The sequence below is a fragment of the Streptomyces sp. NPDC003077 genome (assembly GCF_040611095.1).
Taxonomy (GTDB): Bacteria; Actinomycetota; Actinomycetes; order Streptomycetales; family Streptomycetaceae; genus Streptomyces.
This window is the reverse complement of sequence record NZ_JBEXNM010000033.1, coordinates 41,519-66,454: the sequence shown is the minus strand read 5'-3', so window position 1 is coordinate 66,454 and position 24,936 is coordinate 41,519. Positions and strand designations below refer to the sequence as shown.

Here is a 24,936-nt window from a genome sequence, read left to right as displayed (position 1 = left end):
GACCCCGCCCGGCGGCGCACACGATCAACCCCCTGAAGGAGCCCCGACGTGCCGGATGACTCGGATGGCGAGGACACCGGGCAAACCGACGGCGACATCTACGCGGCGGCCCGGTGGCGCCTCCTCCGGGAGGAGAAGGTGGCCGGAGCCGCGCGCCGGAAGCGGCTGGCGCGGCTGACCGACCGGTGGCTGGCGGCGCTGTTCACCCGCGCGGTGCGGGAGGCCGGGGTGGCGGCTGCCGCGCTGGTCGCCGTCGGCGGGTACGGCCGCGCCGAACTCTCCCCGCGCAGTGACCTGGACCTGCTGCTGGTGCACGACGGCCGGACCGGCGCGGGCGCGCTGGCAGCGCTCGCCGACCGCCTCTGGTACCCGGTCTGGGACCTCGGCCTGGCGCTGGACCACTCCGTGCGCACCCCCGCCGAGGCCCGCCGGATCGCCCGCGCGGACCTGAAGGCGCACCTGGGCCTGCTGGACGCGCGCCATCTGGCGGGCGACGCTGAGCTGACGGCCGCGCTGCGCACCACCGCCTTCGCCGACTGGCGCGCCCAGGCCCCCAAGCGGCTCCCCGAGCTCGCCGAACTGTGCCGTGAACGGGCCGAACGGCAGGGCGAGTTGCGCTACCTGCTGGAACCGGACCTGAAGGAGGCCAGGGGCGGGCTGCGGGACGCGACCGCGCTGCGGGCGGTGGCCGCCTCCTGGCTCGCCGACGCCCCCAGGGAGGGGCTGGAGGCGGCGCGCGCGTGCCTGCTGGACGTACGGGACGCGCTGCACCTGACCACCGGCCGCGCCACCGACCGGCTCGCCCTCCAGGAACAGGATCCGGTCGCCGAGGCCCTGGGGCTCCTGGACGCCGACGTGCTGCTCCGGCGGGTCTACGAGGCGGCGCGGACGATCTCCTACGCGTCCGACGTGACCTGGCGGGACGTGGCACGGGTGGTGCGGGCGCGATCCGCGCGCCCCGTACTGCGCGGGTTGCTCAACGGGAGGGCGGCGGATCGGGGGGAACGGTCCCCGCTGGCCGAGGGCGTGGTCGAGTACGACGGCGAGGTGGTGCTCGCCCGCACCGCCCGTCCCGAGCGCGATCCGGTCCTCCCGCTGCGCGCCGCCGCGGCGGCGGCGCGGGCCGGGCTGCCGCTCTCGCCGCCCGTGGTCCGCCGGCTGGCCGCAGCGCACCCCCTGCCGGTGCCGTGGCCCGCCGAGGCCCGCGAACAGTTCGTCACCCTGCTCGGCGCGGGCCCGCACACCGTCCCCGTGTGGGAGGCGCTGGACGCGGAGGGGATCATCGCGCGGCTGCTGCCCGACTGGGAACGCGTCCGCTGCCGCCCGCAGCGCAATCCCGTGCACCGCTGGACCGTGGACCGGCACCTGGTGGAGACCGCCGTGCGCGCCGGCGCGCTCACGCGCCGGGTACGCCGCCCCGACCTGCTGCTCGTCGCCGCCGTCCTGCACGACATCGGCAAGGGCCGGCCCGGCGACCACGCCCGCTCCGGCGAGACGCTCGCCCGCGACACGGCGCTCCGGCTCGGCTTCGACGCCTCGGACGCCGCGGTGATCGGCACGCTCGTACGGCACCACCTGCTGCTCGTGGAGACGGCCACCCGGCGCGACCTGGACGACCCGGCGACGGTCGCCGGGGTGGCCGGGGCCGTCGGCACCATCGGCACCCTGGAACTGCTGCACGCCCTCACCGAGGCCGACGCGCTGGCCACCGGCCCCGCCGCGTGGAGCGCCTGGCGCGGCGCGCTGGTGGCGGAACTGGTGCGCCGGGTCGCGGCGCGGCTGGCCGGGGAACCCGCGCCCGGCCCGGCCGCCCGGCAGCCGACGGCGGAGCAGGAGCGGCTGGCCGTCGAGGCGTGGCGCACGGGGCACCCCGTTCTGGCCTGGCGCGCGGAGGCGGAGCGGTCCCCCGGCGTCGCCGAACCGGTGGGGATCGAACTGCTGATGGCGGTGCCGGAACGGCCGGGCGTCCTCCCCGCCGCCGCGGGGGTGCTGGCCGTGCACCGGCTCACCGTGCGCACCGCCGAACTGCGGGCCGTCGATCCCGTGGGGGAGGGGCCGGTACTGCTGCTGACCTGGCAGGTCGCCGCGGAGTACGGGGCGCCGCCGCCCCTCGTACGGCTGCGGACGGACCTGCGGCGGGCCCTGGACGGCACGCTCGACCTCCGAGCCCGGCTCGCGGAGCGCGAGCGGGCGTACGCGCGGCGTGCACGCGGGGCGCAGGCGCCCGCGGCCCGGGTGACCGTCGCGCCCGGGGACTCCCGGCGCGCGACGGTCATAGAGGTGCGCGCACCGGACGCGCAGGGGCTCCTGCACCGGATCGGCCGCGCCCTTGAGGACGCGGGGGTCGCGGTGCGCAGCGCACACGTCGGCACGCTGGGCGCGAACGCGGTGAACGCCTTCTACGTCACCGGACCGGCCGGCGGACCGCTGCCGGACGGGGCGGCCCGGGAGGTCGCGGCGATGGTGGAGAAGGCCCTGCGGTCGTGACGGGCGGAACGCTGCCCGGAAGCCCGTGCAAGGGTTCTCCGGCACGCGAGCAGGGTTCGCTCGCACGGCCGGATACCCTAGAGACGGACTTCACCCCTGCCCCCGACCCCGAGGATCACGACCGCCGTGTTCGATACGCTTTCCGACCGCTTGGCGAGTACTTTCAAAAACCTCCGGGGCAGAGGACGCCTGAGCGAGGCGGACATCGACAACACGGCGCGGGAGATCCGCATCGCGCTCCTGGAAGCCGATGTCGCGTTGCCCGTCGTCCGGGCCTTCATCAAGCAGGTGAAGGAGCGCGCTTCCGGTGCCGAGGTCTCCCAGGCGCTGAACCCGGCCCAGCAGGTCATCAAGATCGTCAACGAGGAGCTCGTCGGCATCCTCGGCGGCGAGACCCGCCGGCTGCGCTTCGCCAAGACCCCGCCGACCGTCATCATGCTGGCCGGTCTCCAGGGTGCCGGTAAGACCACGCTCGCCGGAAAGCTCGGCCGCTGGCTCAAGCAGCAGGGCCACGCGCCGCTGCTGGTCGCCTGCGACCTCCAGCGCCCGAACGCGGTCAACCAGCTCTCCGTCGTCGCCGAGCGCGCGGGCGTCGCCGTGTACGCGCCCGAGCCGGGCAACGGTGTCGGCGACCCGGTCAAGGTCGCTCAGGACTCGATCGAGTTCGCCCGTTCCAAGCAGTACGACGTCGTGATCGTCGACACCGCCGGCCGCCTGGGCATCGACCAGGAACTGATGCGGCAGGCCGCGGACATCCGCGACGCGGTCAGCCCCGACGAGGTCCTCTTCGTCGTCGACGCCATGATCGGCCAGGACGCGGTCAACACCGCCGAGGCGTTCCGCGACGGCGTCGGCTTCGACGGCGTGGTGCTCTCCAAGCTGGACGGCGACGCGCGCGGCGGTGCGGCGCTCTCCATCGCGCACGTCACCGGCAAGCAGATCATGTTCGCCTCCAACGGCGAGAAGCTGGACGACTTCGACGCGTTCCACCCGGACCGCATGGCGTCCCGCATCCTCGGCATGGGCGACATGCTGTCGCTGATCGAGAAGGCCGAGCAGACCTTCAGCCAGGCCGAGGCCGAGAAGATGGCGGCCAAGCTGGCGAAGGGCCCCAAGGAGTTCACGCTCGACGACTTCCTGGCCCAGATGGAGCAGGTCCGCAAGATGGGCTCCATCTCCAAGCTGCTCGGCATGCTGCCCGGCATGGGGCAGATGAAGGAGCAGATCAACAACCTGGACGAGCGCGAGGTCGACCGCACCGCCGCGATCATCAAGTCGATGACCCCGGCCGAGCGCCAGGACCCGACGATCATCAACGGCTCCCGCCGGGCCCGCATCGCCCGCGGCTCGGGCGTGGACGTCAGCGCCGTCAAGAACCTGGTCGAGCGGTTCTTCGAGGCCCGCAAGATGATGTCCCGGATGGCCCAGGGCGGCGGGATGCCGGGGATGCCCGGACTGCCGGGCATGGGCGGCGGCGCGGCCAAGAAGAAGAAGCAGCAGAAGAAGGTCAAGGGCAAGCAGCGCAGCGGCAACCCCATGAAGCGCAAGGCGGAGGAGGAGGCCGCGGCGGCGCGCCGCGAGGCCGCCCAGGCCGGCAACCCGCTCGGCCTGCCGCAGGGCCCGGGCCAGGACCCGCAGAACTTCGAACTGCCCGAGGAATTCAAGAAGTTCATGGGCTGACGTCGCCCGCCGATGCCGGGCGCCCCGCTCGGCGGCCCGGGACGCGCGATGAGGCCCGGCAGACACGACGGACCCCCGACCGGGACACCCGGCCGGGGGTCTTGTCCTTTAACGGGTCTCGTTCTTTACGCGGTTCCTCTGCCCCGTTCCTTGTCCAGCCTGCGAGCCCGGGCACGGCCCTCGGCCTCCGGCTCCGCCGACCGGCCTCCGGCTCCGCCGACGTCCTTCAGCCGCCGGCTCCGGTCACGTCCGCGCGATCAGGTAACGGAAGACGTTCGGCATCCAGATCGTGCCGTCCGGCCGCTGGTGCGGGTGCAGGGCCTCGGACAGTTCCTTCTCCACCTGCGCCGGATCGGTGACCTCCAGCGCCGCGTCGAACAGGCCGGTGGACAGCAGCCCGCGCACCGCGCTCGTCATGTCGCTGTAACCGAACGGGCAGGCCACCCGGCCCGAGCCGTCCGGACGCAGCCCCGCCCGCTCCGCCAGGTCCTCCAGGTCGTCCCGGCCGACCGGCCGCCAGGCGCTGGGCGTACGGAGCGGATCGGCGAGCCGCTGCGCCACCCGCAGCACCCCGGCCGTGGCGCAACGTTCCTCCGGCCCCCAGCCGCCCAGGATCACCGGGGTGCCGCGCTCCGCCAGCCGGCCCGCCGCCGCCAAGGAGCCCGGCAGCCCCTCGACGCTGCTCGCGCAGCCGACCGGGTGGAAGGCCGTCACCAGGTTGAACAGCGGCCCCTGTGGGTCGGCCGTGCTTTCGGGGCCGCCGCGGGTCAGTCGGGCGGGAGGCAACGCGTCCTCACGCGTCTCCCGCGGGGTGTGCGGGCCCAGCCGTTCGCATGCCAGCGCGAGCCGCGCCTCGTCCGCGTCCACGCCGCTGACCCGCGCGCCGCGCGCCGCGGCGATCAGCAGGGCGAGACCGGTGCCGCAGCCCAGCCCGAGCAACCGGGTTCCGGGGCCGACATCCAAACGGTCGTACACGGCCTCGTACAGCGGCACCAGCATCCGTTCCTGGATCTCCGCCCAATCGCGGGCGCGCGCCCAGGAGCCGGTGACCTCAGGAGAGAGGTGTGACGCGGAAGAGTGCCGGAGGTGTGGCCGTACGAGCGTGGGTGTCATGGAAAGCGCCCCTATCCGCCGAGAACCCGAAGCTGTGCATGGTCGTCCGCCCCCGTGTTCGCACACCGTGCGCCCCCGCATTCCAGACAACTCCCCAACCGCTCGGGAGTCCAGGGGTTGCGCCGGGGTTGTCCACTGCGCGCCCCCGTGTGCGCCGGGCGGGGGCGCGACCTGCGGGTTATCAGGCGACGCAGGCGTCTCGAACGTGCGGAAAGGACCATTCGGCCCTGGTGCCCCGGGGGGCCGGTGCCGCTCACTGGTAGCGACAGACGATCACCGGCGCGGACGGGGGCCGTACGCCGTCTGGTCACGCCCCCGCGCGGGGGCGTGGGGCCGGTGGCGCGGGCGGTCCGGGGCGTCGATACGATCGCGGGCGTCCCGCACTCCCGCCGCCGCCCTCCGGTGCCCCCGATGTCTCGTGTCGGCCCTCCGGTACCGGTTGTCCCGGGGTGTGCGCTTGACCTACGCGCTGGGTCGTACGCGCGGGTACGTACCGGCTTGGTGCGCGGCGCGCGCCTTCTCCGCAGATCGACGCACACGCCGTCCTCGGAACTCATGACCAGAAACTGACCGGTACGTGCAAATTATTTGGGATGCCCCGGAATCGGAACACCGGGCGGCCCCGGCTCGTTGTCACGACGTGAGCACGACACCGCCTGTTCTCGCCGCCGAACTGGCGCTCGCGTGGGCCGACATCCAACGTCACCACCCCGAGCTGCCGGACCTGGCCGCGCCCGAGTCCCTGATCGGTGAGTCCTCGTCCGCCTGTGGCGCGGAACTCTCCTTCGAACGGCTGCTGCACGAGGCAGTGCACGGCATCGCCGCCGCCCGCGGCATCCGCGACACCTCGCGCGCCGGCCGCTACCACAACCGACGATTCCTGGCGATCGCCGAGGAGTTGGGCCTGGACCACGCCGAGGAGCCACATCCGAGCAGTGGCTTCTCCCTGGTCACGCTCAACACCGACGCCAGGAGGCGCTACCGCCCGACCATCGAGCGGCTCGCCAGAGCGCTCAAGGCGCACACCGCCGCGACGGCGGCGGACAGCGCCCGCAGCTTCCGCGGCCCAGCGGCCCGCCACGGCTCGTCCGGCGGCGGGGTCCGGGTGAAGGCCGTGTGCGACTGCGGTCGCAACGTACGGGTCGTGCCATCCGTGCTGGCCCAGGCGCCCATCGTCTGCGGAGGCTGCGGCCAGCCCTTCCGCATCCCCGAGGTGGCCGCGGTCGGCTGAAGTGGCGTGGTGTGGCACAATGGCTAGCTGTACTCGACAGCCGCACAGGACCCCTCTCTCCTCCGGCTGGCGCGTCCATCGGGCACCCCGAGTACCGCAACCCCACGTGGCACCCGTTGTGCCCAACCACGTCAAGACCAGGAGACACCACTCCCGTGGCAGTCAAGATCAAGCTGAAGCGTCTGGGCAAGATCCGTTCGCCTCACTACCGCATCGTCGTCGCCGACTCCCGCACCCGCCGTGACGGCCGGGCCATCGAGGAGATCGGCCTGTACCACCCGGTGCAGAACCCCTCGCGCATCGAGGTCGACTCCGAGCGTGTCCAGTACTGGCTGGGTGTCGGCGCGCAGCCGACCGAGCCCGTCATGGCCATCCTCAAGGTCACCGGCGACTGGCAGAAGTTCAAGGGCCTGCCCGCCCCGGCGCCGATGAAGGTCGCCGAGCCGAAGGCCGACAAGCGCGCCCTCTTCGAGGCCGCCGCGAAGGACGCCGGCGACGAGCCGAAGGGTGAGGCCATCACCCCGAAGGCGAAGAAGGCTGACAAGAAGGCGGACGAGGCCGAGGCCGCGTCCACCTCCGAGTCGACCGAGGCCTGAGCATGCTCGAGGAGGCCCTCGAGCACCTCGTCAAGGGCATCGTCGACAACCCCGACGACGTGCAGGTAGCCTCGCGCACCCTGCGTCGCGGGCGTGTCCTGGAGGTCCGGGTGCACCCCGACGACCTCGGCAAGGTGATCGGCCGCAACGGCCGCACCGCGCGCGCCCTGCGCACGGTCGTGGGCGCCATCGGTGGCCGGGGCATCCGCGTCGACCTCGTCGACGTGGATCAGGTCCGCTGAGCATCGCATCACCGGCACGGGCCGGGGAGGGCTTCGGCCCGCCCCGGCCCGTTGTCGTCGCCGCGGCCGGTGCCCCGCCGGGGCGCGGCCGTCGGCGCTGAGGACGGCGGGACCTTACGGGGGGCGATCCCCGCGGGGGCCGGCGGGCCCGGCCGGGTGTGCGCTCGCGAGGTGGCCGCCGTACGCGCACAGTCGTGGTACGGGGCGTGCCGCGGGCCGTGGCGCGGGGATGCGCGCGGGCGGAGGGGCGCGGCGGGAGCCGCGCGGCCGTGCGGCGCGCGGGAACTCGCCCGTGGGCGCTCGCGCACGAGCGGGCGTCGACGCGACGTCGCCCGGTCGCTCGCCCCGGCGCTCGTGCGACGCCGCACCCGGGCGTGCGCGCGGGCACGGGCGCGCGTCGAGGGTCGCGTGGGAACAGTCGTGCGCGGGCGGCCGGAGCCGGCCCCCGCGCGAGGAGAGAAGGAAAGGCACGCACTGTGCAGCTGGTAGTCGCGCGGATCGGCCGCGCCCACGGCATCAAGGGCGAGGTCACCGTAGAGGTGCGCACGGACGAGCCCGAAGTGCGGCTCGCGCCCGGCGCCGTGCTCGCCACGGACCCGCCCGCCGTCGGCCCGCTCACCATCGAGACCGGCCGGGTGCACAGCGGCAGGCTGCTGCTCCGCTTCGAGGGCGTACGGGACCGTACGGGCGCCGAGGCGCTGCGCAACACCCTGCTGATCGCGGACGTCGACCCGGACGAGACGCCCGAGGACCCGGAGGAGTTCTACGACCACCAGCTCGTGGACCTCGACGTGGTCACCGCCGACGGCACCGAGGTGGGCCGGATCACCGAGATCACCCACCTGCCCTACCAGGACCTGCTGGTCGTCGAGCGCCCTGACGGCACCGAGGTCCTGATCCCGTTCGTCTCCGAGATCGTCCCGGAGATCGACCTGGAGGAGCAGCGCGCGGTCATCGACCCGCCGCCCGGCCTCCTGGACCCGGGCCAGGCCGAGATCGCCTCCACGCGCGAGGACGTGTGATGCGGCTCGACATCGTCACGATCTTCCCGGAGTACCTGGAGCCGCTGAACGTCTCGCTCGTCGGCAAGGCGCGCGCCCGGGGGCAGCTCGACGTCCGCGTCCACGACCTGCGGGAATGGACCCACGACAAGCACAACACGGTGGACGACACGCCCTACGGCGGCGGCCCCGGCATGGTGATGAAGCCCGAGCCGTGGGGCGAGGCGCTGGACGAGGTCCTCGGCTCCCAGGAGGGCGAGCCGGTCATCGTCGTGCCCACCCCCAGCGGCGAGCCGTTCACCCAGCAGCTCGCCGTGGAGCTCTCCGAGAAGCCCTGGCTGGTCTTCACCCCGGCCCGCTACGAGGGCATCGACCGGCGGGTCATCGAGGAGTACGGCGAGCGGGTCGACGTCCGCGAGGTCTCGATCGGGGACTACGTCCTGGCCGGCGGCGAGGCGCCCGTCCTGGTCATGGTCGAGGCGATCGCCCGGCTGCTCCCCGGAGTCCTCGGCAATTCCGCCTCCCACCAGGACGACTCCTTCGCGCCCGGCGCGATGGCCGACCTCCTGGAGGGCCCCGTCTACACCAAGCCGCCCGAGTGGCGCGGCCGGGGCATCCCGGACGTGCTGCTCAGCGGCCACCACGGCAAGATCGCCCGCTGGCGCCGCGACGAGGCGTTCCGCCGTACGGACCGCAACCGGCCGGACCTGATCGCCCGCACCGACCCGGCCGCCTTCGACAAGCACGACCGCGCCATCCTGGCGGCACTGGGCTGGGCCGAGGGAACAGACGGCCGATTTGGGCGTACGGGCGAGGCCGTGGAAGAATAGGCGGCTGCTGTATACGCCCGGCGCGCGCCCCTGCCACAGGGGGAACGACGCCCGCCCGGCGCAGCGGCACTCTTCCTTCCCATCTCGGATTTCCGTTGATGACCTGTGGCATCAACGAAGAAAGCAGTAGGTCATGCACCTTCTTGACTCCGTCGACGCGTCTTCGCTGCGCACCGACATCCCGTCCTTCCGCCCGGGTGACACCGTCAACGTCCACGTGCGCGTCATCGAGGGCAACCGCTCCCGTGTGCAGCAGTTCAAGGGCGTCGTCATCCGCCGCCAGGGCTCCGGCGTGCGCGAGACCTTCACCGTCCGCAAGGTCAGCTTCTCCGTCGGCGTCGAGCGCACCTTCCCCGTGCACACCCCGATCGTCGAGAAGATCGAGCTGGTGACCCGCGGTGACGTCCGTCGCGCCAAGCTGTACTACCTCCGTGAGCTGCGCGGCAAGGCCGCGAAGATCAAGGAGAAGCGCGAGAGCTGAACACCCGTCCGGCGTCCGGGCCCGGCCGGATAGGCTCGGCCCGATGGACACCGACGCACAGCTTTCGGAGCGCGATCGCTCCTCCGACCCCGACGAGGGACAGGAGGAGCGGTCGCGCTCCGCGCGTTTCCCCACCCGGAGCCTGCGTCGCCGTCTCCTGCTCCTCGTCGCGGCGTGCCTGGCCTTCGTCGGGCTGCTCAGCGCCTTCGTCCTCCAGCCCTTCCAGGTGCCCAGCGCCTCCATGGAGAACACGCTGCGGGTCGGTGACCGGCTGCTCGTCAACAAGCTGGCGTACGACTTCGGGGACGGGCCGCGCCGGGGCGACGTCATCGTCTTCGACGGCATCGGGACCTTCCGGCAGGACGCCCCCGAGGAGAACCCGGTGAGGGGGGCGCTGCGCGCGGTCGGGGCGGCCCTGGGGCTGGCGCGCCCCGCGGACAACTACTACGTCAAGCGGGTGATCGGTGTCGGCGGGGACCGCGTGACGTGCTGCGACAAGCGCGGGCGGATCATGGTGAACGGCAAGCCGGTGGACGAGGCGTACCTCCACCCGGGGGACGCGCCCTCGTCCGACCCGTTCGACGTCGTGGTCCCCGACGGCAAGCTGTGGGTCATGGGCGACCACCGGGACAAGTCCCGGGACTCCCGCGCGCTCCTCGGACAGCCGGGGGGCGGCATGGTGCCCGTGGACAAGGTCATCGGCCGGGCCGACTGGATCGGCTGGCCGGTGCGCCGCTGGACGACGCTGGACCGCCCCTCGTCCTTCGAGGGGATACCCGCCCCGGCGGGCGCCCATGGATGACCGGGGGCGCGCGACGCCCGAGCGGGAGCGGGGGAGCGGGATGGCCGAAGGAAGCGGCGGGGAGGGCCGGTACGGGGAGCCGGGCGGTGCCGGGGGTTCTGACGGGGCTCGTCCCGAGGGGCGCGAGGGGGGCGCGTGGTACGGGGCGTCCGAGGGCGCGGGGGTTTCCCGGGGCTCCGTAGGGCCGGCGGTTGCGGGGGCTTCGTCGCAAGAGGGCTCCTACGGTGCTGTCGCTTCGTCCGAGCAGGGCTCGTACGGCGCGGGGGTTGCGTCCGCACAGGGCTCGTACGGTGCGGTCGCTTCGCCCGAGCAGGGCTCGTACGGCGGGGCGGTTGTGTCTGCGGCCCACTCGTACGGCGCGGGCGGACCGGGTGTGCTTTCAGGCAGTGCGGACGGAGGGGGCGCCCCCGGGAGCGGTGCGGACCGGGCCGGGGCGACGGGCGGGCGGGCCGCGCGGCGGCGCCAGGCGCGGCGGATCAAGCGGCGGCGGCAGCGCTCGTTCCTGAAGGAGATACCGATCCTCGTCGGGGTGGCGCTGGCCATCGCCCTCGTGCTGAAGACCTTCCTCGTCCAGGCCTTCGTGATCCCGTCCGGCTCCATGGAGCAGACGATCAGGATCGGCGACCGGGTGCTGGTGGACAAGCTGACCCCGTGGTTCGGCGCCGAGCCCGAGCGCGGCGACGTCGTGGTCTTCAAGGACCCCGGCCGCTGGCTGGAGCCGGAGCGGAGCGGGCGCGCCGCCGACCCGGTGGTGGTCAAGCAGTTCAAGGAGGCGATGACCTTCATCGGGCTGCTGCCGTCCGACGACGAGCAGGATCTGATCAAGCGGGTGGTGGGGGTCGGCGGCGACACCGTGGCGTGCTGCGACAAGGGCGGACGGGTCACCGTCAACGGCACCCCGCTCGTCGAGCCGTACGTCCACCCGGGCAATCCGCCGTCCGAGCGCCGGTTCTCGGTGACCGTCCCCGCCGGGCGGATCTTCGTCATGGGCGACCACCGGTCGGATTCCGCGGACTCCCGCGAGCACCTGAACGAGCCCTACCAGGGCACCGTCTCGCAGGAGAACGTGGTCGGCCGGGCCGTGGCCATCGCCTGGCCCGTGGGGCACTGGCGCGGGCTGAGCGAACCGGATCCGTACGCGCAGGTGCGCGACGCGCCGGGTCCGAGGGCGACGGCGCAGCGTGCGCCGCATAGGCTGGACCCCGAGAGTTCGTCCGTACTCCCGACCCCTGCGGAACTCCCGCTCGTTATGGGAGTGGTGGGCCTGTACCGGTTTTCGGGCGGGCGGCAGCGTGGAGTGAGGAGTGGATGTGGGGGACTTGGCGGTCGGCGCACGGTCCGGAACCGGAGAGCCCGAGGAGCCCGAGGGGCGCGGTGACGCCGCACGCGCGGCGGCCGATCCCCGGTGGCCGGGCGAGGCGTCCCGGACGGCGGCGGCGTCAGGTCGGATGCCGGCGGAGCCGGTGGCAGACGCGTCCGGGGCACCGGGACCGTCCGGGTCGGTCGGTTCGGCCGGGTCGGTGGGGTCGGTCGGCGAGGAGGGAAGCGGCAGCGTGAAGAAGGCCAAGAAACCACGCGCCTTCTGGAAGGAACTGCCGATCCTCATCGGGATCGCGCTGCTGCTCGCGCTGCTGATCAAGACGTTCCTGGTGCAGGCGTTCTCCATCCCGTCCGACTCGATGCAGGACACCCTGCAGCGCGGTGACCGGGTGCTGGTGGACAAGCTGACGCCGTGGTTCGGCTCCAAGCCGGAGCGCGGCGAGGTGGTCGTCTTCCACGACCCGGGCCAGTGGCTGAACGAGACGCCGACCCCGGAGCCCAACGTCGTCCAGAAGGTGCTCAGCTTCATCGGCCTGATGCCCTCCGCCGAGGAGAAGGACCTGATCAAGCGGGTCATCGCGGTCGGCGGGGACACCGTGGAGTGCCAGGGCGTCGGCCCGGTGAAGGTCAACGGGAAGGCGCTCAAGGAGGACGACTACATCTTCCCGGGCAACACTCCGTGCGGGGACAAGCCCTTCGGGCCGATCAAGATCCCCAAGGACCGCATCTGGGTGATGGGCGACCACCGGCAGGACTCGCAGGACTCCCGGTACCACCAGACGCTCGAAGGGGGCGGCACGGTGCCCGTGGACGACGTCGTGGGGCGTGCCTTCACCATCGCCTGGCCGGTCAACCGCTGGACCACGCTGCCGGTGCCGGACACCTTCGACCAGCCCGGCCTGAGCCAGGCGATGGGCGCGGCCCCGGCCGCGCTGGGGCTGGCGGGCGCGGTGCCGATCGTGCTGTGGCGGCGGCGCCGGATGATCGCGCGGGTTCGGAAGAGCGCGGAGAGCGCTGGTTCCTGAGCGGTCGTGATCGGGTCGGCGGGGAAACGTCAAAGCTGTGGCCTGGGGCCCGGGAGTCGGCGTTGGGTGCGGGTTGTTGGCCGCGCTTGAGGTGGCGGCCCCGGGCCCCGGTTCGCGCAGGAGCCGCGACGGCATCGCGAGGAGCCCTCGTGGCCGGGGTTCGCCGCTCTGGTGACGGGTGTGCCGTGAGGGCTGACCTGCGCGTGCCCCGCCGATAGGGTGCCGTCCCAGATCTTCGAACGCGGGTGCGTCCCGCGGGGCGGGAGCGGGGATGAGCGGCGGCGACAAACGACGTGCGGACGACGGCCACGGCCGGACCGCGGGGCATCTGCTCTCCGGCCTGGCCGTGGCCGTCGGCTGTGTGCTGTTCCTGGGCGGGTTCGTGTGGGGCGCGCTGGTCTACCGCCCGTACGCGGTGCCGACCGATTCGATGGCGCCGACGATCGCCGTCGGCGACCGGGTTCTGGCCGAGCAGGTGAACGGCGCCGACGTGCGGCGCGGCGACATCGTGGTCTTCCGGGACGCCGTATGGGGCGACGGGCCCATGATGAAGCGGGTGATCGGGGTGGGCGGCGACAAGGTGGCCTGTTGCACCAAGGACGGTCGCCTGACGGTCGACGGCAAGCCCGTCGAAGAGCCCTACGTGCCGGGTGGCGGCCCGGCCTCGCCGACCCCCTTCAGCGCCACGGTTCCGGCCGGCCAGATCTTCCTGCTCGGCGACCACCGCTTCGACTCCGTCGACTCCCGGTCGCACCTGGCGGACGGCGGCCACGGCTCCATACCGCGCAGCGCCGTGGACGCCCGGGTGGACGCGCTGGCCTGGCCGCTGAGCCGGATGGGCATGATGGAGCGCCCTACTGGGTTCGCGGGGCTGCCCGGCGGCACTTCCGAGCCCGGGCCGCTGCGGGTCATCACGGTCGCGGTGATCGCGGGCGCGGTCCTGATCCTGGGCGGTGCCGCGTACGGGCCCCTGGCCCGGCTGCGGGGGAGGCGGCGGCCGGCGGGCTGAGAGGATGGCGGGGTGGTGGGTGCATCGGTGGGACCGTGCTTCGGTGGGGGGCGTGCTTCGCGTATGGGGAGCTGTGCTTCAGGTACGGGGAGTGGCGCTTTGCGCGCGGGGAGTGGCACGGCCGGTGGGTGATGATGGCCGGACGTGCCGTGGGCTGTGTCGTGGGTGGTGGCCGGGGCTCGAAGCGGCTGGGAAAGGCGGGTCGTGCGGGTCGTAGGGTGCGGGAGATGAGGACGAAGTGACGGACGACATCGTCGGGTCCGCAGGCGAGGCAGGAGCCGGGGCCGCGGAGGTGGTGGTGCGGCAGGTCTCGCGGGTCGTCCTCCTGGACGCCCGGGACCGCGTTCTGCTGCTGCACGGCTTCGAACCCGCCGACCCCGCCAGCACCTGGTGGTTCACGCCCGGCGGCGGGCTGGAGGGCGCGGAGAGCCGCGAGGAGGCGGCCCTGCGGGAACTGGCCGAGGAGACCGGTATCACCGGCGTCGAGCTGGGCCCGGTGCTGTGGCGGCGGCGCTGCTCGTTCCCGTTCGACGGACGGTACTGGGACCAGGACGAGTGGTACTACCTGGCACGGACAAACCGGACTGACACGGTCACCTCGGGGCACACGGAGCAGGAACGGCGCAGTGTCTCGGGCCTGAGGTGGTGGACCCTGGAAGAACTCTCCGCGTCCCATGAGACGGTGTACCCGACGAGACTCGCCGAGTTGCTGCGCACACTGCTCGACGACGGGCCCCCTAGTGCGCCGGTGGTCCTGGAGACCGAGAGCGTCTGACGCACAATAGGGGGACGCACGGCTGAAGGGGATCTGCCATGAGCGCCGAGGACCTCGAAAAGTACGAGACCGAGATGGAGCTGAAGCTCTACCGGGAGTACCGCGACGTCGTCGGGCTGTTCAAATACGTGATCGAGACCGAGCGTCGCTTCTACCTCACGAACGACTATGAGATGCAGGTGCACTCCGTCCAGGGTGAGGTCTTCTTCGAGGTGTCGATGGCGGACGCGTGGGTCTGGGACATGTACCGCCCGGCCCGCTTCGTGAAGCAGGTGCGCGTGCTCACGTTCAAGGACGTGAACATCGAGGAGCTCAACAAGAGCGACCTCGACGTACCGGGGAGCTGATCGCCGGGGCGGCGGTGGTGCCGTGGCCGGCCGGGGGATCGCGGGGCTGGGCTGTTCGCAGCGTGGCCCCTCTCTCATTCGTCATCGTGTGGATGGCCGGGGGTCGGCTGTGGTGCATGAGGCAGGAGTGCCCAGCTAGGCGAGTGAGACGAGAGCGCCGGACGCGGTCTGACGGGGTCTGCCGTTGTGTGTGACGGAGGCTGCCGTCCTGCGTGTGTGGCTGGGGAGACGACTGCTGCGTGTGCGCCGGGAACGCCGGGTGTGGTGCGGCGGTCGTGAGGTGCGGTGGGGACTCGTAATGTCCGGCGGGGTTCATGGGACATGGCCGCGGGCGTAGGTCACTGGTCCGGGTGACGGAGTTGTCCACAGTCCGTCGGTTGTCCACCAAGATCCAAAAGTTGCGGGCGGAGACGTCAGAGTCGGTGCCGGAGGTGGTGCCGCATGAACGTCATGCAAGCCGGACGCGGGTTGCCCGCGCGGGGGGACCGGGATGCCGCTCGCGGAGCGGGGAGGGCGGGGCGAAGCGCGCCGGTCGGCCGTGTCGTACGGGGAGTGGGCAGGTGGCATGCCGGCCGGGAGCCGGACGAGACGGTCGCTGCCGGGGATGGAGTGGAGGTTCAGGGCCCGCTCGGGGCGGAGGCCGGTTGCGGTGCGGGGCGGCCGGGCGCGGGTGCCGGGCGCGGATCGGTGCCGGGCGGTCTTGGTGAGGGTTCCCGGGGCTTCGGGGCGGGGGACGACCGGCCCGCTGTGGAGACTGGGCCCGCCCCAGCGGGGAGCGGGCACGCCGCGGTAGGTACCGGCCTCGCCGCCAGGGTGACGCCCGCCGGACACACCGTGAAGACGTCCGGCCCGCGCCCCGCCGCGGCCAGGCGGGCGATCGGCCGCTACGGGGAGGATCTGGCGGCCCGGAGGCTGATCGCGTCCGGCATGAGGATCCTGGACCGCAACTGGCGGTGCCGCGAGGGCGAGATCGACATCGTTGCCGCGGACGGGGACGCCCTCGTCGTCTGCGAGGTCAAGACCCGCCGCGCGAGCTCGTACGAGCATCCGATGGCAGCGGTGCGCGCAGAGAAGGCCGCCCGGCTGCGCCTGCTGGCCGAACGCTGGCTGGAGCGCAACGGCGGTCCGCCGCCCGGCGGCGTCCGCATCGACGTGGTGGGTGTGCTGCTGCCGCGCCGGGGCGCCCCGGTCCTGGAGCACGTCCGCGGGGTGGCCTGATGGGATTCGCCCGTACGTGCTCGGTCGCGCTGGTCGGGGTCGACGGAGTGGTGGTGGAGGTACAGGCGGACCTGGAACCGGGCGTGGCCGCGTTCACCTTGGTCGGGCTGCCCGACAAGAGCCTGGTCGAGGCACGGGACAGGGTGCGGGCGGCGGTGGCGAATTCGGGCGCCGAGTGGCCGCAGAAGAAGCTCACCGTGGGACTCAGCCCGGCCTCGGTGCCCAAAGGGGGCAGCGGTTTCGACCTCGCCGTGGCCGCGGCCGTCCTCGGCGCCGCCGGGCGCATCGACCCGAGGGAACTCACCGACCTCGTCATCATCGGTGAGCTGGGGCTGGACGGCCGGGTGCGGCCGGTGCGCGGCGTGCTCCCCGCCGTACTGGCCGCCGCCGACGCGGGATACCGCCAGGTGGTCGTCCCGGAGCAGACCGCCGCCGAGGCGTCACTGGTGCCGGGCGTCTCCGTGCTCGGCGTACGGAGCCTGCGGCAGCTCATCGCGGTCCTGACGGACGAACCGGTCCCGGAGGAGGAGCCCGCCGCGGACGGCCGTCCCGACGCGCTCCTGGCGGGGCTGGCCGTACCGGGGGCGGGCGTGGGAGCCGGCCAGTGGGCGCCGGACCGGGTGCCCGACCTGGCGGACGTCGCCGGGCAGCCCGAGGCGCGCCGGGCGCTGGAGGTGGCGGCGGCCGGACGCCACCACGTCTTCTTCACGGGCCCTCCGGGGGCGGGCAAGACCATGCTCGCCGAGCGGCTGCCGGGACTGCTGCCCCCGCTCTCCCCGAAGGAGGCGCTGGAAGTCACCGCGGTCCATTCGGTGGCCGGGACGCTGCCGCCCGGCCAGCCCCTCGTGGACCGACCGCCGTACTGCGCGCCGCACCATTCCGCGACGATGGCCTCCCTGGTGGGCGGCGGCACCGGACTGCCCCGCCCCGGCGCGGTGTCCATGGCCCACCACGGCGTCCTGTTCGTGGACGAGGCGGCCGAGTGCAGCCCGAAGGTGCTGGACGCGCTCCGCCAGCCGCTGGAATCCGGGCACGTGATCGTCGCGCGGGCGGCGGGAATGATGCGGATGCCGGCCAGATTCGTACTCGTCCTGGCCGCGAACCCCTGCCCGTGCGGCCGGCACGGGACGAGTGGAGGGGACTGCGAGTGCCGCCCCTCGACGGTCAGACGGTACCGGGCCCGGCTCTCCGGGCCGCTGATGGACCGGATCGACCTCCGGGTGGCCGTCGAGCCGGTGGGCCGCCGCGAACTGCTCGCCCTGGGGAAGGACGCCGAGACCACGGCCACCGTGGCGGAGCGGGTTCGGGCCGCCCGCGAGCGGGCCGCGGACCGGTTCGCCGGGACGCCGTGGCGCACCAACAGCGAGGTACCGGGCCACGAACTCCGGACCCGGTGGCAGGTCGCGACGAGCGCGCTGCGGCAGGCCGAACGCGACCTGGAGAACGGCCTGCTCACGGCCCGGGGCCTGGACCGGGTGCTGCGCGTCGCCTGGACGGTCGCCGACCTGGCCGGCCACGACCGCCCCACCGAACAGGACGTCGCCTGGGCCCTTGAGCTGCGCACGGGGATCAGGCGGGGGGTGTCGGCGATGAACGCCAGGTGAGGCGGTGACGTGCGGTGCCTTGGTCTGGGCGGGGCTGCGTTGAGCGCAGGGAAGGGACGAGAAACGGACATGAGGAGACACGGACAGCCACGGAGGACCGACGCATGAGCGGCGTGACCGAAGAGGAACGGCGGGCCCGGGCCGCGCTGACCCGCGTCATCGAGCCGGGGGACGAGACGGCCGGCCGGTGGCTCCGGGAGATCGGGCCGGTGGCGCTCCTGGACGCCCTGACCGGCACGGCGGCCGCGCCGCCGGGGAGTGGCGCACGGAAGCTGGCGGGCCTGCGTCTGCGCGCGGCCGGGGTGGACGGGGCGGCGGACCTGGCCACCGTCGACGCGCTCGGCGGACGGTTCGTCTGCCCCGGCGACGAGGAGTGGCCGGGCCAGCTGGACGGTCTCGGAGACGGCAGACCGATCGGGCTGTGGGTGCGCGGACAGGCGCACCTGCGGTTGTGGGCGCTCCGCTCCGTCGCCGTGGTCGGCGCGCGGGCCTGTACGGACTACGGCGCCCACGTGGCGACCGGACTGGGCGCGGGGCTCGCCGACCTCGGCTGGACGGTGGTCTCCGGAGCCGCGGCGGGCATCGACGGTGCCGCGCACAGAGGCGCACTGGCCGCGGAGGGCGCGACCGTCGGCGTTCTCGCCTGCGGCGTCGACCAGCCCTACCCGCGCGCCCACACCCAGTTGATCGCCCGCATGGCGGAACAGGGGCTCGTTCTCGCGGAGTTGCCGCCGGGCGGCCATCCGACCCGCAGCCGCTTCGTGCTCCGCAACCGTGTGATCGCGGCTCTGACCAGGGGCACGGTCGTGGTGGAGGCCGAACTGCGCAGCGGCTCCCTGGTCACCGCGCGCCGGGCCATGGAACTGGGCCGTCACACGATGGGCGTTCCGGGGCCGGTGACCAGCGGCCTCTCCGAGGGGGTCCACCAACTCCTGCGCGGTGGGGGAGTGGTCGTCACGGACGCCGCCGAGGTGGTGGAACTGGTCGGCGACATCGGCGAACTGGCGCCCGAGCGGCGGATCCCGGTGCTCGCGCGGGACCTGCTGGACCCGGTGGCCGCCCGGGTGCTCGACGCACTGCCCGCACGGGGCGTCGCGGACGCGCGGTGGGTGGCGCGGGAGGCGGGGGCGGGGGGTGATGTGACCAGGAGCAAGCTCGTCGAGCTGCAGTCGCTCGGGTTCGTACAAAGACGCGGCGCGGGATGGGAGTTGACGCGGCCCGTCGAGGCCCCGGCGGGTTCCCGGCGAGGCGGTCCTTGACCTGGGGCGAACGGGTGACAGGGTGAGGAGAATGACCGCAGAATCCAGGTTTGCCGTGCTTCGAGCCATGAGGCCGGTCTGTCGGGAGACGGGGGAGACGGTGATGTGGTGCCTCGGCTGAACGTCCTGCCCTGGCCGCAAACGGTCCGGATCACGGCGAAGCCGTGAGCATCCGGCGTCACCCCGGGACGCGTGAGCACCCCACAAGGGTGGACAGATGTCGGCTCCCGTAACCCGGTGGTGCGCTTAGCGGAACGTATCTGCGCACACTCGAACCACTCGACATCGCACACAGCGACGCCGCAGTCACGCTACGCTCACAAGAAATCCGCCCCCCACGCACGTATTCACGAACGTCTCGGCAGAACGGCTCAAGGCGACGCATGCCCCAGCACACTTCCGGGTCTGACCGCGCGACGGCACCCCCCGCCGCGCGCGCCAGCGTGCGCCCCACCGCGCCCACCTCGCTTGAGGAACTCTGGAGCTCCTACAAGGCATCGGGCGACGGGCGGTTGCGGGAGCAGTTGATCCTGCACTACTCGCCGCTGGTGAAGTACGTCGCCGGCCGGGTCAGCGTCGGGCTGCCGCCCAACGTCGAGCAGGCCGACTTCGTCTCCTCGGGGGTGTTCGGGCTGATCGACGCCATCGAAAAGTTCGAACCCGAGCGCTCGATCAAGTTCGAGACCTACGCGATCACCCGCATCCGGGGCGCGATGATCGACGAGCTGCGCGCCCTCGACTGGATCCCCCGATCCGTACGCCAGAAGGCCCGCGCGGTCGAGCGCGCCTACGCCACGCTCGAAGCGCAATTGCGGCGCACCCCCTCCGAAGCCGAGGTCGCCGCGGAGATGGGCATCCCGCTGGAGGAACTGCACGGGGTGTTCAGCCAGTTGTCGCTGGCGAACGTGGTGGCCCTGGAAGAGCTGCTGCACGTCGGCGGCGAGGGCGGCGACCGGCTGAGCCTGGTCGACACCCTGGAGGACACGGCCGCGGACAACCCCGTCGAGGTCGCCGAGGACCGCGAACTGCGACGGTTGCTCGCCCGCGCCATCAACACCCTCCCCGAGCGGGAGAAGACCGTCGTGACCCTCTACTACTACGAGGGCCTGACCCTCGCCGAGATCGGCAACGTCCTGGGCGTGACCGAGAGCCGGGTCAGCCAGATCCACACCAAGTCCGTCCTCCAGCTCCGCGCCAAGCTCGCCGACGTCGGCCGCTGACGGCGGGGCGGCAAGCTCGCCGACGTCGGCCGCCGACCGAGGGGCGTCCGGCTGTGCCGGGCGCTCGGGCGTGATCCCGGCGCCGCATGCCTGGCATCCCGTCGCCGCTCCCCGCGTATGTGATCTTCGACGCGCCCACCTCCCGGAGAGGGCGGCGATGGCCGCGGCCACGAGCACGCGCGACCCGCCCCGTCGGGCGCACTCGCCCATCTGCGGCACGATGCGGAGTGCCGGTCCGGAGGGGCCATCCGTAAAGTGGTGCCGTGCCCAGGATTCGAGCGGCCTCCGTGGCCGAGCACCGGACGATGCAGCGTGGCGCCCTCTTGGACGCCGCCCGCTCCCTGCTGTCCGAGGGCGGTACGGAAGCCTTGACCTTCCCCGCCCTCGCCGAGCGCACCGGTCTCGCGCGCTCCTCCGTCTACGAGTACTTCCGCTCCCGCGCGGCCGTGGTCGAGGAACTGTGCGCCGTCGACTTCCCCGTCTGGGCGGCGGAGGTCGAGGCGGCCATGGAACGGGTCACCACCCCGGAGGAGAAGGTCGAGGCGTATGTGCGGCGGCAGCTTGCACTGGTCGGTGACCGCCGCCACCGGGCCGTCGTCGCCATCTCCGCGGGAGAGCTGGACGCGGGCGCCCGCGAGAAGATCCGGGCGGCCCACGGCGGCCTGATCGCCATGATCGTGGAAGCGCTCGGCGCCCTGGGCCACGAACAGCCCAGGTTGGTCGCCATGCTGCTCCAAGGCGTCGTGGACGCCGCGGTCCGGCGGATCGAGCTCGGCGCGGCCGAGGACCCGGACGAGATCACCGAGGCGGCCGTCGCCATGGCGCTGCGAGGCGTACGCGGCTGAGCCGGACGGCGCGCCCTTCCCGGTAGCCGACCCCGGCCGCTTTCCCCCTGGGGTGCGTCACCTCGGCGGGTTCCCGCCTCTTGTGGCCGTGCGATCTGCTCGTCCTCCGTGCCCGGCCGCCCTGGCGGCGACGAGCGCGGGGCGGGCACGACATGCGCGGATGTGTGCCCCCGGAAGGATCCGGCAGCGGCGCGGCGCGCTGCCCGCGCAGGCGCCCGAAGGCCCAGAGGGCGACAGCGGCCAGGGCCGCCGCGTAGGCGAGGCCCAGACCCGTCCGTGTGGCGGAGGCGGCCGGGGCCGGAGACCGGCGGGCGGGGACGACCGTGGCGCCGGTCGGTGGCAGGGGCACGCCGAAGACCGGGAGCAGGCGCGAGGGGCCGCCGCGCAGCAGGGAAGCCGGGAGGAGGGACAGCGGGTCGAGGTAGGTCCGTCCCCGCAGCAGTCCCCAGTGGAGACAGGGGCCGCGGCAGTGATACGGGCCCGGGCCGAGGAGGGCGACCGGTTGGCCGGCGGCGACCCGGTCCCCCTTGCGGACGGTCGCGCGCACGGGTTCGTAGGTGATCCGCAGGGGCGGGCGGTCGGTGGCGGATCCGCTTCCCGGGCGAGGCCGCTGCTGTTCTCCCGCTGCCAGCTCGATCGACAGGACGCCGCGGCCGGCGACCTCGCCGGCGAAGGCGACCCGGCCGGGGGCCGCGGACCGCACCGGCGCGCCCGCCGGAGCGGCCAGATCCACGCCGCGGTGCCCCGCGGCCCACGGGGACGGCGGCGGCTGCCAACCCCGCACGACCAACGGCCGCGCCCCGGCCGGCCCGGTTACGGGCCAGGAGCGGGCGGGTGGGGTGGTTGGTGCGGGGGGTGTCGCGGTGTGGGGCCCCAAGGGGACCGGGGCCCCCGCCCCTCCCCCTCCCCCCACCCCCGCCTCCCCTGCCCCCATCCCCGCCCTCGCCTCCACCGCCCCCCTCGACCGGAGCTCGGCCCTGGGCGTCGTGGCGCCCGCCGCTCCGGTCGGCATGGTGATGACTCCGCAGATCATCACCGCGTAGATCACCAGGCAGCATCCCCACCGCCATCCCCACCGCCTCTGCCATGCCCTCGGCTTTCGCTGGGGCCCTGTTCCGGGGGCCGGGTCTTGGCCCGTGCCCCTCCGCGTGTCCCTCCTCCGCTCCGGCCGCATGTGCGTCCACCTGCCGCGCTCGCTGTGATCTCGCATGACATGACGGTGGCGCAGTCAGGCGTGTCCGCGTGGATCTTGGTCCGTATCTGTGGATAACCGCCCGGTTGTGGTCAACGACGTCACCCTCCTGTGCCACACCCGCAGCAATCCGTGTCCGAGAACACAGCAGCCCGTCGTCTCCCACCGGACCGCAGCGTGTTCTCGTACCGGCCTGTCCCGCTCGCCATCCCCGAAGCCGGCCGGCCCGGCGCCCATCGGCCCGAAGCGTCTTCTCGCACGCCCCGTCCCGCTTGCCACCCCCCGAAGCCGGCTGGTCCACCGCCCACCAGGCCGAAGCCCCGCCCCAGCCCTCCCGCCCCCACCCGGCGAAACCACCCCACCCCACCAAGGCGCCCGCGTTCACCCACACCACCCCACCCGCGACAAAGATCGCCCCCGCCCACCCCACCCCCGTCCCCACCTGGCCGAAAGACGCGTGTCGTCCGGCGCTGCGGCGGTCCCGTACACTTCTTGTGGCGACCCGGGCCACCGGGTCGACTTCGCACGCCCCGCCACCAGTGCAGCAGTCCCGTTCGGGCAGCACGGTGGCCGCGCCCCTCGGTCCCCGGAAGGTTCCCCACGGTCCCTTCCCCGGCTGGCGCGCCGGGGCGTCAGGCACCACGGCCGCCCGGTCGTGGTGGAACCGAGTAACACGAGGAGAGCGGCCATGGCCGTCGTCACGATGCGGGAGCTGCTGGAGAGCGGCGTCCACTTCGGGCACCAGACCCGTCGTTGGAACCCGAAGATGCGGCGCTTCATCTTCACCGAGCGCAACGGCATCTACATCATCGACCTGCTCCAGTCGCTGTCGTACATCGACCGCGCCTACGAGTTCGTCAAGGAGACCGTCGCCCACGGCGGCTCGGTCATGTTCGTCGGCACCAAGAAGCAGGCCCAGGAGGCCATCGCCGAGCAGGCCACCCGCGTGGGCATGCCCTACGTGAACCAGCGCTGGCTCGGCGGCATGCTGACCAACTTCTCGACCGTCTACAAGCGTCTGCAGCGCCTCAAGGAGCTTGAGCAGATCGACTTCGAGGACGTGGCCGCCTCCGGCCTGACCAAGAAGGAGCTGCTCGTCCTCTCCCGCGAGAAGGCGAAGCTGGAGAAGACCCTCGGCGGTATCCGCGAGATGCAGAAGGTGCCCAGCGCCGTCTGGATCGTGGACACCAAGAAGGAGCACATCGCCGTCGGCGAGGCGCGCAAGCTGAACATCCCGGTCGTCGCGATTCTCGACACCAACTGCGACCCGGACGAGGTCGACTACAAGATCCCGGGCAACGACGACGCGATCCGCTCCGTCACGCTGCTCACCCGCGTGATCGCCGACGCCGTCGCCGAGGGCCTGATCGCCCGCTCCGGCGCCGCCACCGGTGACCAGAAGCCGGGCGAGAAGGCCGGCGAGCCGCTGGCCGAGTGGGAGCGCGACCTGCTGGAGGGCGAGAAGAAGGACGCCGAGCAGGCCGCCGAGGCCCCTGCCGCCGTCGAGGCCCCCGCCGCCGAGGCCGAGAAGCCGGCCGCGGACGCCGAGCAGGGCTGACCCCTCAGGATCGGTTGACGACGGCGGGGGAGGGCGTCATGGACGCCGCCCCCGCCGTCGGACCGTAGATCTTCCGACTTCCGAGACTTCGAGAAGAGATTCACAGATCATGGCGAACTACACCGCCGCGGACGTCAAGAAGCTCCGTGAGCTGACCGGCGCCGGCATGATGGACTGCAAGAAGGCGCTCGACGAGGCCGAGGGCAACGTCGAGAAGGCCGTCGAGATCCTCCGCGTCAAGGGCCAGAAGGGCGTCGCCAAGCGCGAGGGCCGCTCGGCCGAGAACGGCGCCGTCGTCTCCCTGATCGCGGACGACAAGACCTCCGGCGTCCTGCTGGAGCTGAAGTGCGAGACGGACTTCGTCGCCAAGGGTGAGAAGTTCCTGGCCGTCGCCAACGCGCTGGCCGCGCACGCCGCCAAGACCGCCCCGGCCGACATCGAGGCGCTGCTCGCCTCCGAGATCGAGGCCGGCAAGACCGTCCAGGCGTACGTGGACGAGGCCAACGCGACCCTCGGCGAGAAGATCGTCCTGGACCGCTTCGCCCAGTTCTCCGGTGGCTACGTGGCCGCCTACATGCACCGCACCATGCCCGACCTCCCGCCGCAGGTCGGCGTCCTGGTCGAGCTGGACAAGGAGAACGCCGAGGTCGCCAAGGACGTCGCGCAGCACATCGCCGCGTTCGCGCCGAAGTACCTCTCCCGCGAGGACGTCCCGGCCGACATCGTCGAGAACGAGCGTCGCGTCGCCGAGGCCACCTCCCGCGAGGAGGGCAAGCCCGAGGCCGCCCTGCCGAAGATCGTCGAGGGCCGCGTCAACGGCTTCTTCAAGGAGAACACGCTGCTCGCGCAGCCGTTCGCCAAGGACAACAAGAAGACCGTCCAGAAGGTCCTGGACGAGGCCGGTGTCACGCTGAAGCGCTTCGCGCGCATCCGCGTCGGTGCCTGAGCCTGCCGCGAAGGCAGCGAATGACCTGCGACCCCGCTAGGGTCGTACGCAGCCGGCCGCTCACCGGCCGGCCGCAGATGTGACGAGGAGGCCATTGCCGTAGAGGGATCTGACAAGACCCACCGGCAATGGCCTTCTTCGTATGTGCACGAGGA

At 72.9% G+C, this 24,936-nt stretch carries 22 protein-coding genes and 1 pseudogene; 21 read left to right on the top strand and 2 right to left on the bottom strand.

All coding sequences use genetic code 11. From position 1 onward, the window contains the following. Positions 1-48: 48 nt before the first annotated feature. Both ABZX96_RS21970 and ffh read left to right on the top strand, forming a co-directional pair. A complete protein-coding gene (locus ABZX96_RS21970; RefSeq protein WP_355546910.1) occupies positions 49-2,487 on the top strand; it encodes a [protein-PII] uridylyltransferase in 2,439 nt (812 codons plus the stop codon). Between the two features lie 126 nt (positions 2,488-2,613). Continuing rightward, positions 2,614-4,167, top strand: a complete 1,554-nt coding sequence (ffh, locus tag ABZX96_RS21965) for a signal recognition particle protein (protein ID WP_355546908.1) — start codon at positions 2,614-2,616, stop codon at positions 4,165-4,167. A 243-nt stretch (positions 4,168-4,410) separates the two neighbouring features. On the opposite strand, the gene ABZX96_RS21960 is transcribed toward ffh, so the two are convergent. Further along, positions 4,411-5,280 (bottom strand): SAM-dependent methyltransferase, encoded by an 870-nt coding sequence (locus ABZX96_RS21960; protein WP_355546906.1) that lies wholly within the window; start codon positions 5,278-5,280, stop codon positions 4,411-4,413. A 640-nt stretch (positions 5,281-5,920) separates the two neighbouring features. On the opposite strand from ABZX96_RS21960, the gene ABZX96_RS21955 reads away from it, so the two are divergent. The 17 genes from ABZX96_RS21955 to ABZX96_RS21875 all read left to right on the top strand — a co-directional run bounded on the left by ABZX96_RS21955 (position 5,921) and on the right by ABZX96_RS21875 (position 21,085). Further along, the gene (locus ABZX96_RS21955) at positions 5,921-6,511 is read left to right on the top strand and encodes a hypothetical protein (protein WP_355546904.1); all 591 of its coding nucleotides are present in this window, start codon (positions 5,921-5,923) and stop codon (positions 6,509-6,511) included. Between the two features lie 155 nt (positions 6,512-6,666). Continuing rightward, positions 6,667-7,107, top strand: coding sequence for a 30S ribosomal protein S16 (gene rpsP, locus ABZX96_RS21950; RefSeq protein ID WP_355546902.1), 441 nt, complete (start codon positions 6,667-6,669; stop codon positions 7,105-7,107). Positions 7,108-7,109: 2 nt separating this feature from the next. After that, positions 7,110-7,349 carry an RNA-binding protein gene (locus tag ABZX96_RS21945; protein WP_003980229.1) on the top strand — a complete coding sequence of 80 codons (240 nt, stop codon included), beginning with the start codon at positions 7,110-7,112 and terminating at the stop codon, positions 7,347-7,349. Between the two features lie 476 nt (positions 7,350-7,825). Next, on the top strand, positions 7,826-8,371 hold the full coding sequence (gene rimM / locus ABZX96_RS21940) for a ribosome maturation factor RimM (protein ID WP_355546900.1): 546 nt from the start codon (positions 7,826-7,828) through the stop codon (positions 8,369-8,371). Next, complete coding sequence (gene trmD, locus ABZX96_RS21935; RefSeq protein ID WP_355546898.1) at positions 8,371-9,180, top strand: tRNA (guanosine(37)-N1)-methyltransferase TrmD; 810 nt, start codon at positions 8,371-8,373, stop codon at positions 9,178-9,180. Before rimM ends, trmD begins: the two co-directional genes overlap by 1 nt. A gap of 133 nt (positions 9,181-9,313) precedes the next feature. Then, complete coding sequence (rplS, locus tag ABZX96_RS21930) at positions 9,314-9,661, top strand: 50S ribosomal protein L19 (protein WP_355546896.1); 348 nt, start codon at positions 9,314-9,316, stop codon at positions 9,659-9,661. Positions 9,662-9,704: 43 nt separating this feature from the next. Continuing rightward, a complete protein-coding gene (lepB, locus tag ABZX96_RS21925) occupies positions 9,705-10,463 on the top strand; it encodes a signal peptidase I (RefSeq protein WP_355546894.1) in 759 nt (252 codons plus the stop codon). 373 nt (positions 10,464-10,836) lie between these two features. Further along, on the top strand, positions 10,837-11,841 hold the full coding sequence (lepB, locus tag ABZX96_RS21920) for a signal peptidase I (RefSeq protein WP_355546892.1): 1,005 nt from the start codon (positions 10,837-10,839) through the stop codon (positions 11,839-11,841). Next, positions 11,774-12,808 (top strand): signal peptidase I, encoded by a 1,035-nt coding sequence (gene lepB, locus ABZX96_RS21915; RefSeq protein WP_355546890.1) that lies wholly within the window; start codon positions 11,774-11,776, stop codon positions 12,806-12,808. The genes lepB (ABZX96_RS21920) and lepB (ABZX96_RS21915) overlap by 68 nt, the downstream gene beginning before the upstream one ends. A 271-nt stretch (positions 12,809-13,079) precedes the next feature. Continuing rightward, positions 13,080-13,817, top strand: coding sequence for a signal peptidase I (lepB, locus tag ABZX96_RS21910; protein ID WP_355546888.1), 738 nt, complete (start codon positions 13,080-13,082; stop codon positions 13,815-13,817). Between the two features lie 250 nt (positions 13,818-14,067). Beyond that, positions 14,068-14,592 (top strand): NUDIX hydrolase, encoded by a 525-nt coding sequence (locus ABZX96_RS21905; RefSeq protein ID WP_355546944.1) that lies wholly within the window; start codon positions 14,068-14,070, stop codon positions 14,590-14,592. 38 nt (positions 14,593-14,630) lie between these two features. Beyond that, complete coding sequence (locus tag ABZX96_RS21900) at positions 14,631-14,939, top strand: DUF2469 domain-containing protein (protein WP_355546886.1); 309 nt, start codon at positions 14,631-14,633, stop codon at positions 14,937-14,939. An 834-nt stretch (positions 14,940-15,773) separates the two neighbouring features. Then, the gene (locus ABZX96_RS21895; RefSeq protein WP_355546884.1) at positions 15,774-16,157 is read left to right on the top strand and encodes a YraN family protein; all 384 of its coding nucleotides are present in this window, start codon (positions 15,774-15,776) and stop codon (positions 16,155-16,157) included. Further along, positions 16,157-17,761, top strand: a complete 1,605-nt coding sequence (locus tag ABZX96_RS21890) for a YifB family Mg chelatase-like AAA ATPase (RefSeq protein WP_355546882.1) — start codon at positions 16,157-16,159, stop codon at positions 17,759-17,761. The genes ABZX96_RS21895 and ABZX96_RS21890 overlap by 1 nt, the downstream gene beginning before the upstream one ends. 104 nt (positions 17,762-17,865) lie before the next feature. Further along, positions 17,866-19,020 (top strand): DNA-processing protein DprA, encoded by a 1,155-nt coding sequence (dprA, locus tag ABZX96_RS21885; RefSeq protein ID WP_355546880.1) that lies wholly within the window; start codon positions 17,866-17,868, stop codon positions 19,018-19,020. A 383-nt stretch (positions 19,021-19,403) separates the two neighbouring features. Beyond that, positions 19,404-20,240 carry an RNA polymerase sigma factor WhiG gene (gene whiG / locus ABZX96_RS21880; protein ID WP_355546878.1) on the top strand — a complete coding sequence of 279 codons (837 nt, stop codon included), beginning with the start codon at positions 19,404-19,406 and terminating at the stop codon, positions 20,238-20,240. 305 nt (positions 20,241-20,545) lie between these two features. Next, the gene (locus ABZX96_RS21875) at positions 20,546-21,085 is read left to right on the top strand and encodes a TetR/AcrR family transcriptional regulator (protein ID WP_355546942.1); all 540 of its coding nucleotides are present in this window, start codon (positions 20,546-20,548) and stop codon (positions 21,083-21,085) included. 337 nt (positions 21,086-21,422) lie between these two features. Here the strand turns inward: ABZX96_RS21875 and ABZX96_RS21870 are convergent. Continuing rightward, positions 21,423-22,019: pseudogene (locus ABZX96_RS21870) on the bottom strand (M23 family metallopeptidase); the annotation flags it as partial. Between the two features lie 946 nt (positions 22,020-22,965). On the opposite strand from ABZX96_RS21870, the gene rpsB reads away from it, so the two are divergent. Together rpsB and tsf are read left to right on the top strand one after the other, a co-directional pair. Beyond that, a complete protein-coding gene (gene rpsB / locus ABZX96_RS21865) occupies positions 22,966-23,835 on the top strand; it encodes a 30S ribosomal protein S2 (protein ID WP_355546876.1) in 870 nt (289 codons plus the stop codon). Positions 23,836-23,944: 109 nt separating this feature from the next. Further along, positions 23,945-24,781 (top strand): translation elongation factor Ts, encoded by an 837-nt coding sequence (gene tsf, locus ABZX96_RS21860; protein ID WP_355546874.1) that lies wholly within the window; start codon positions 23,945-23,947, stop codon positions 24,779-24,781. The last annotated feature ends 155 nt before the right edge of the window (positions 24,782-24,936 follow it).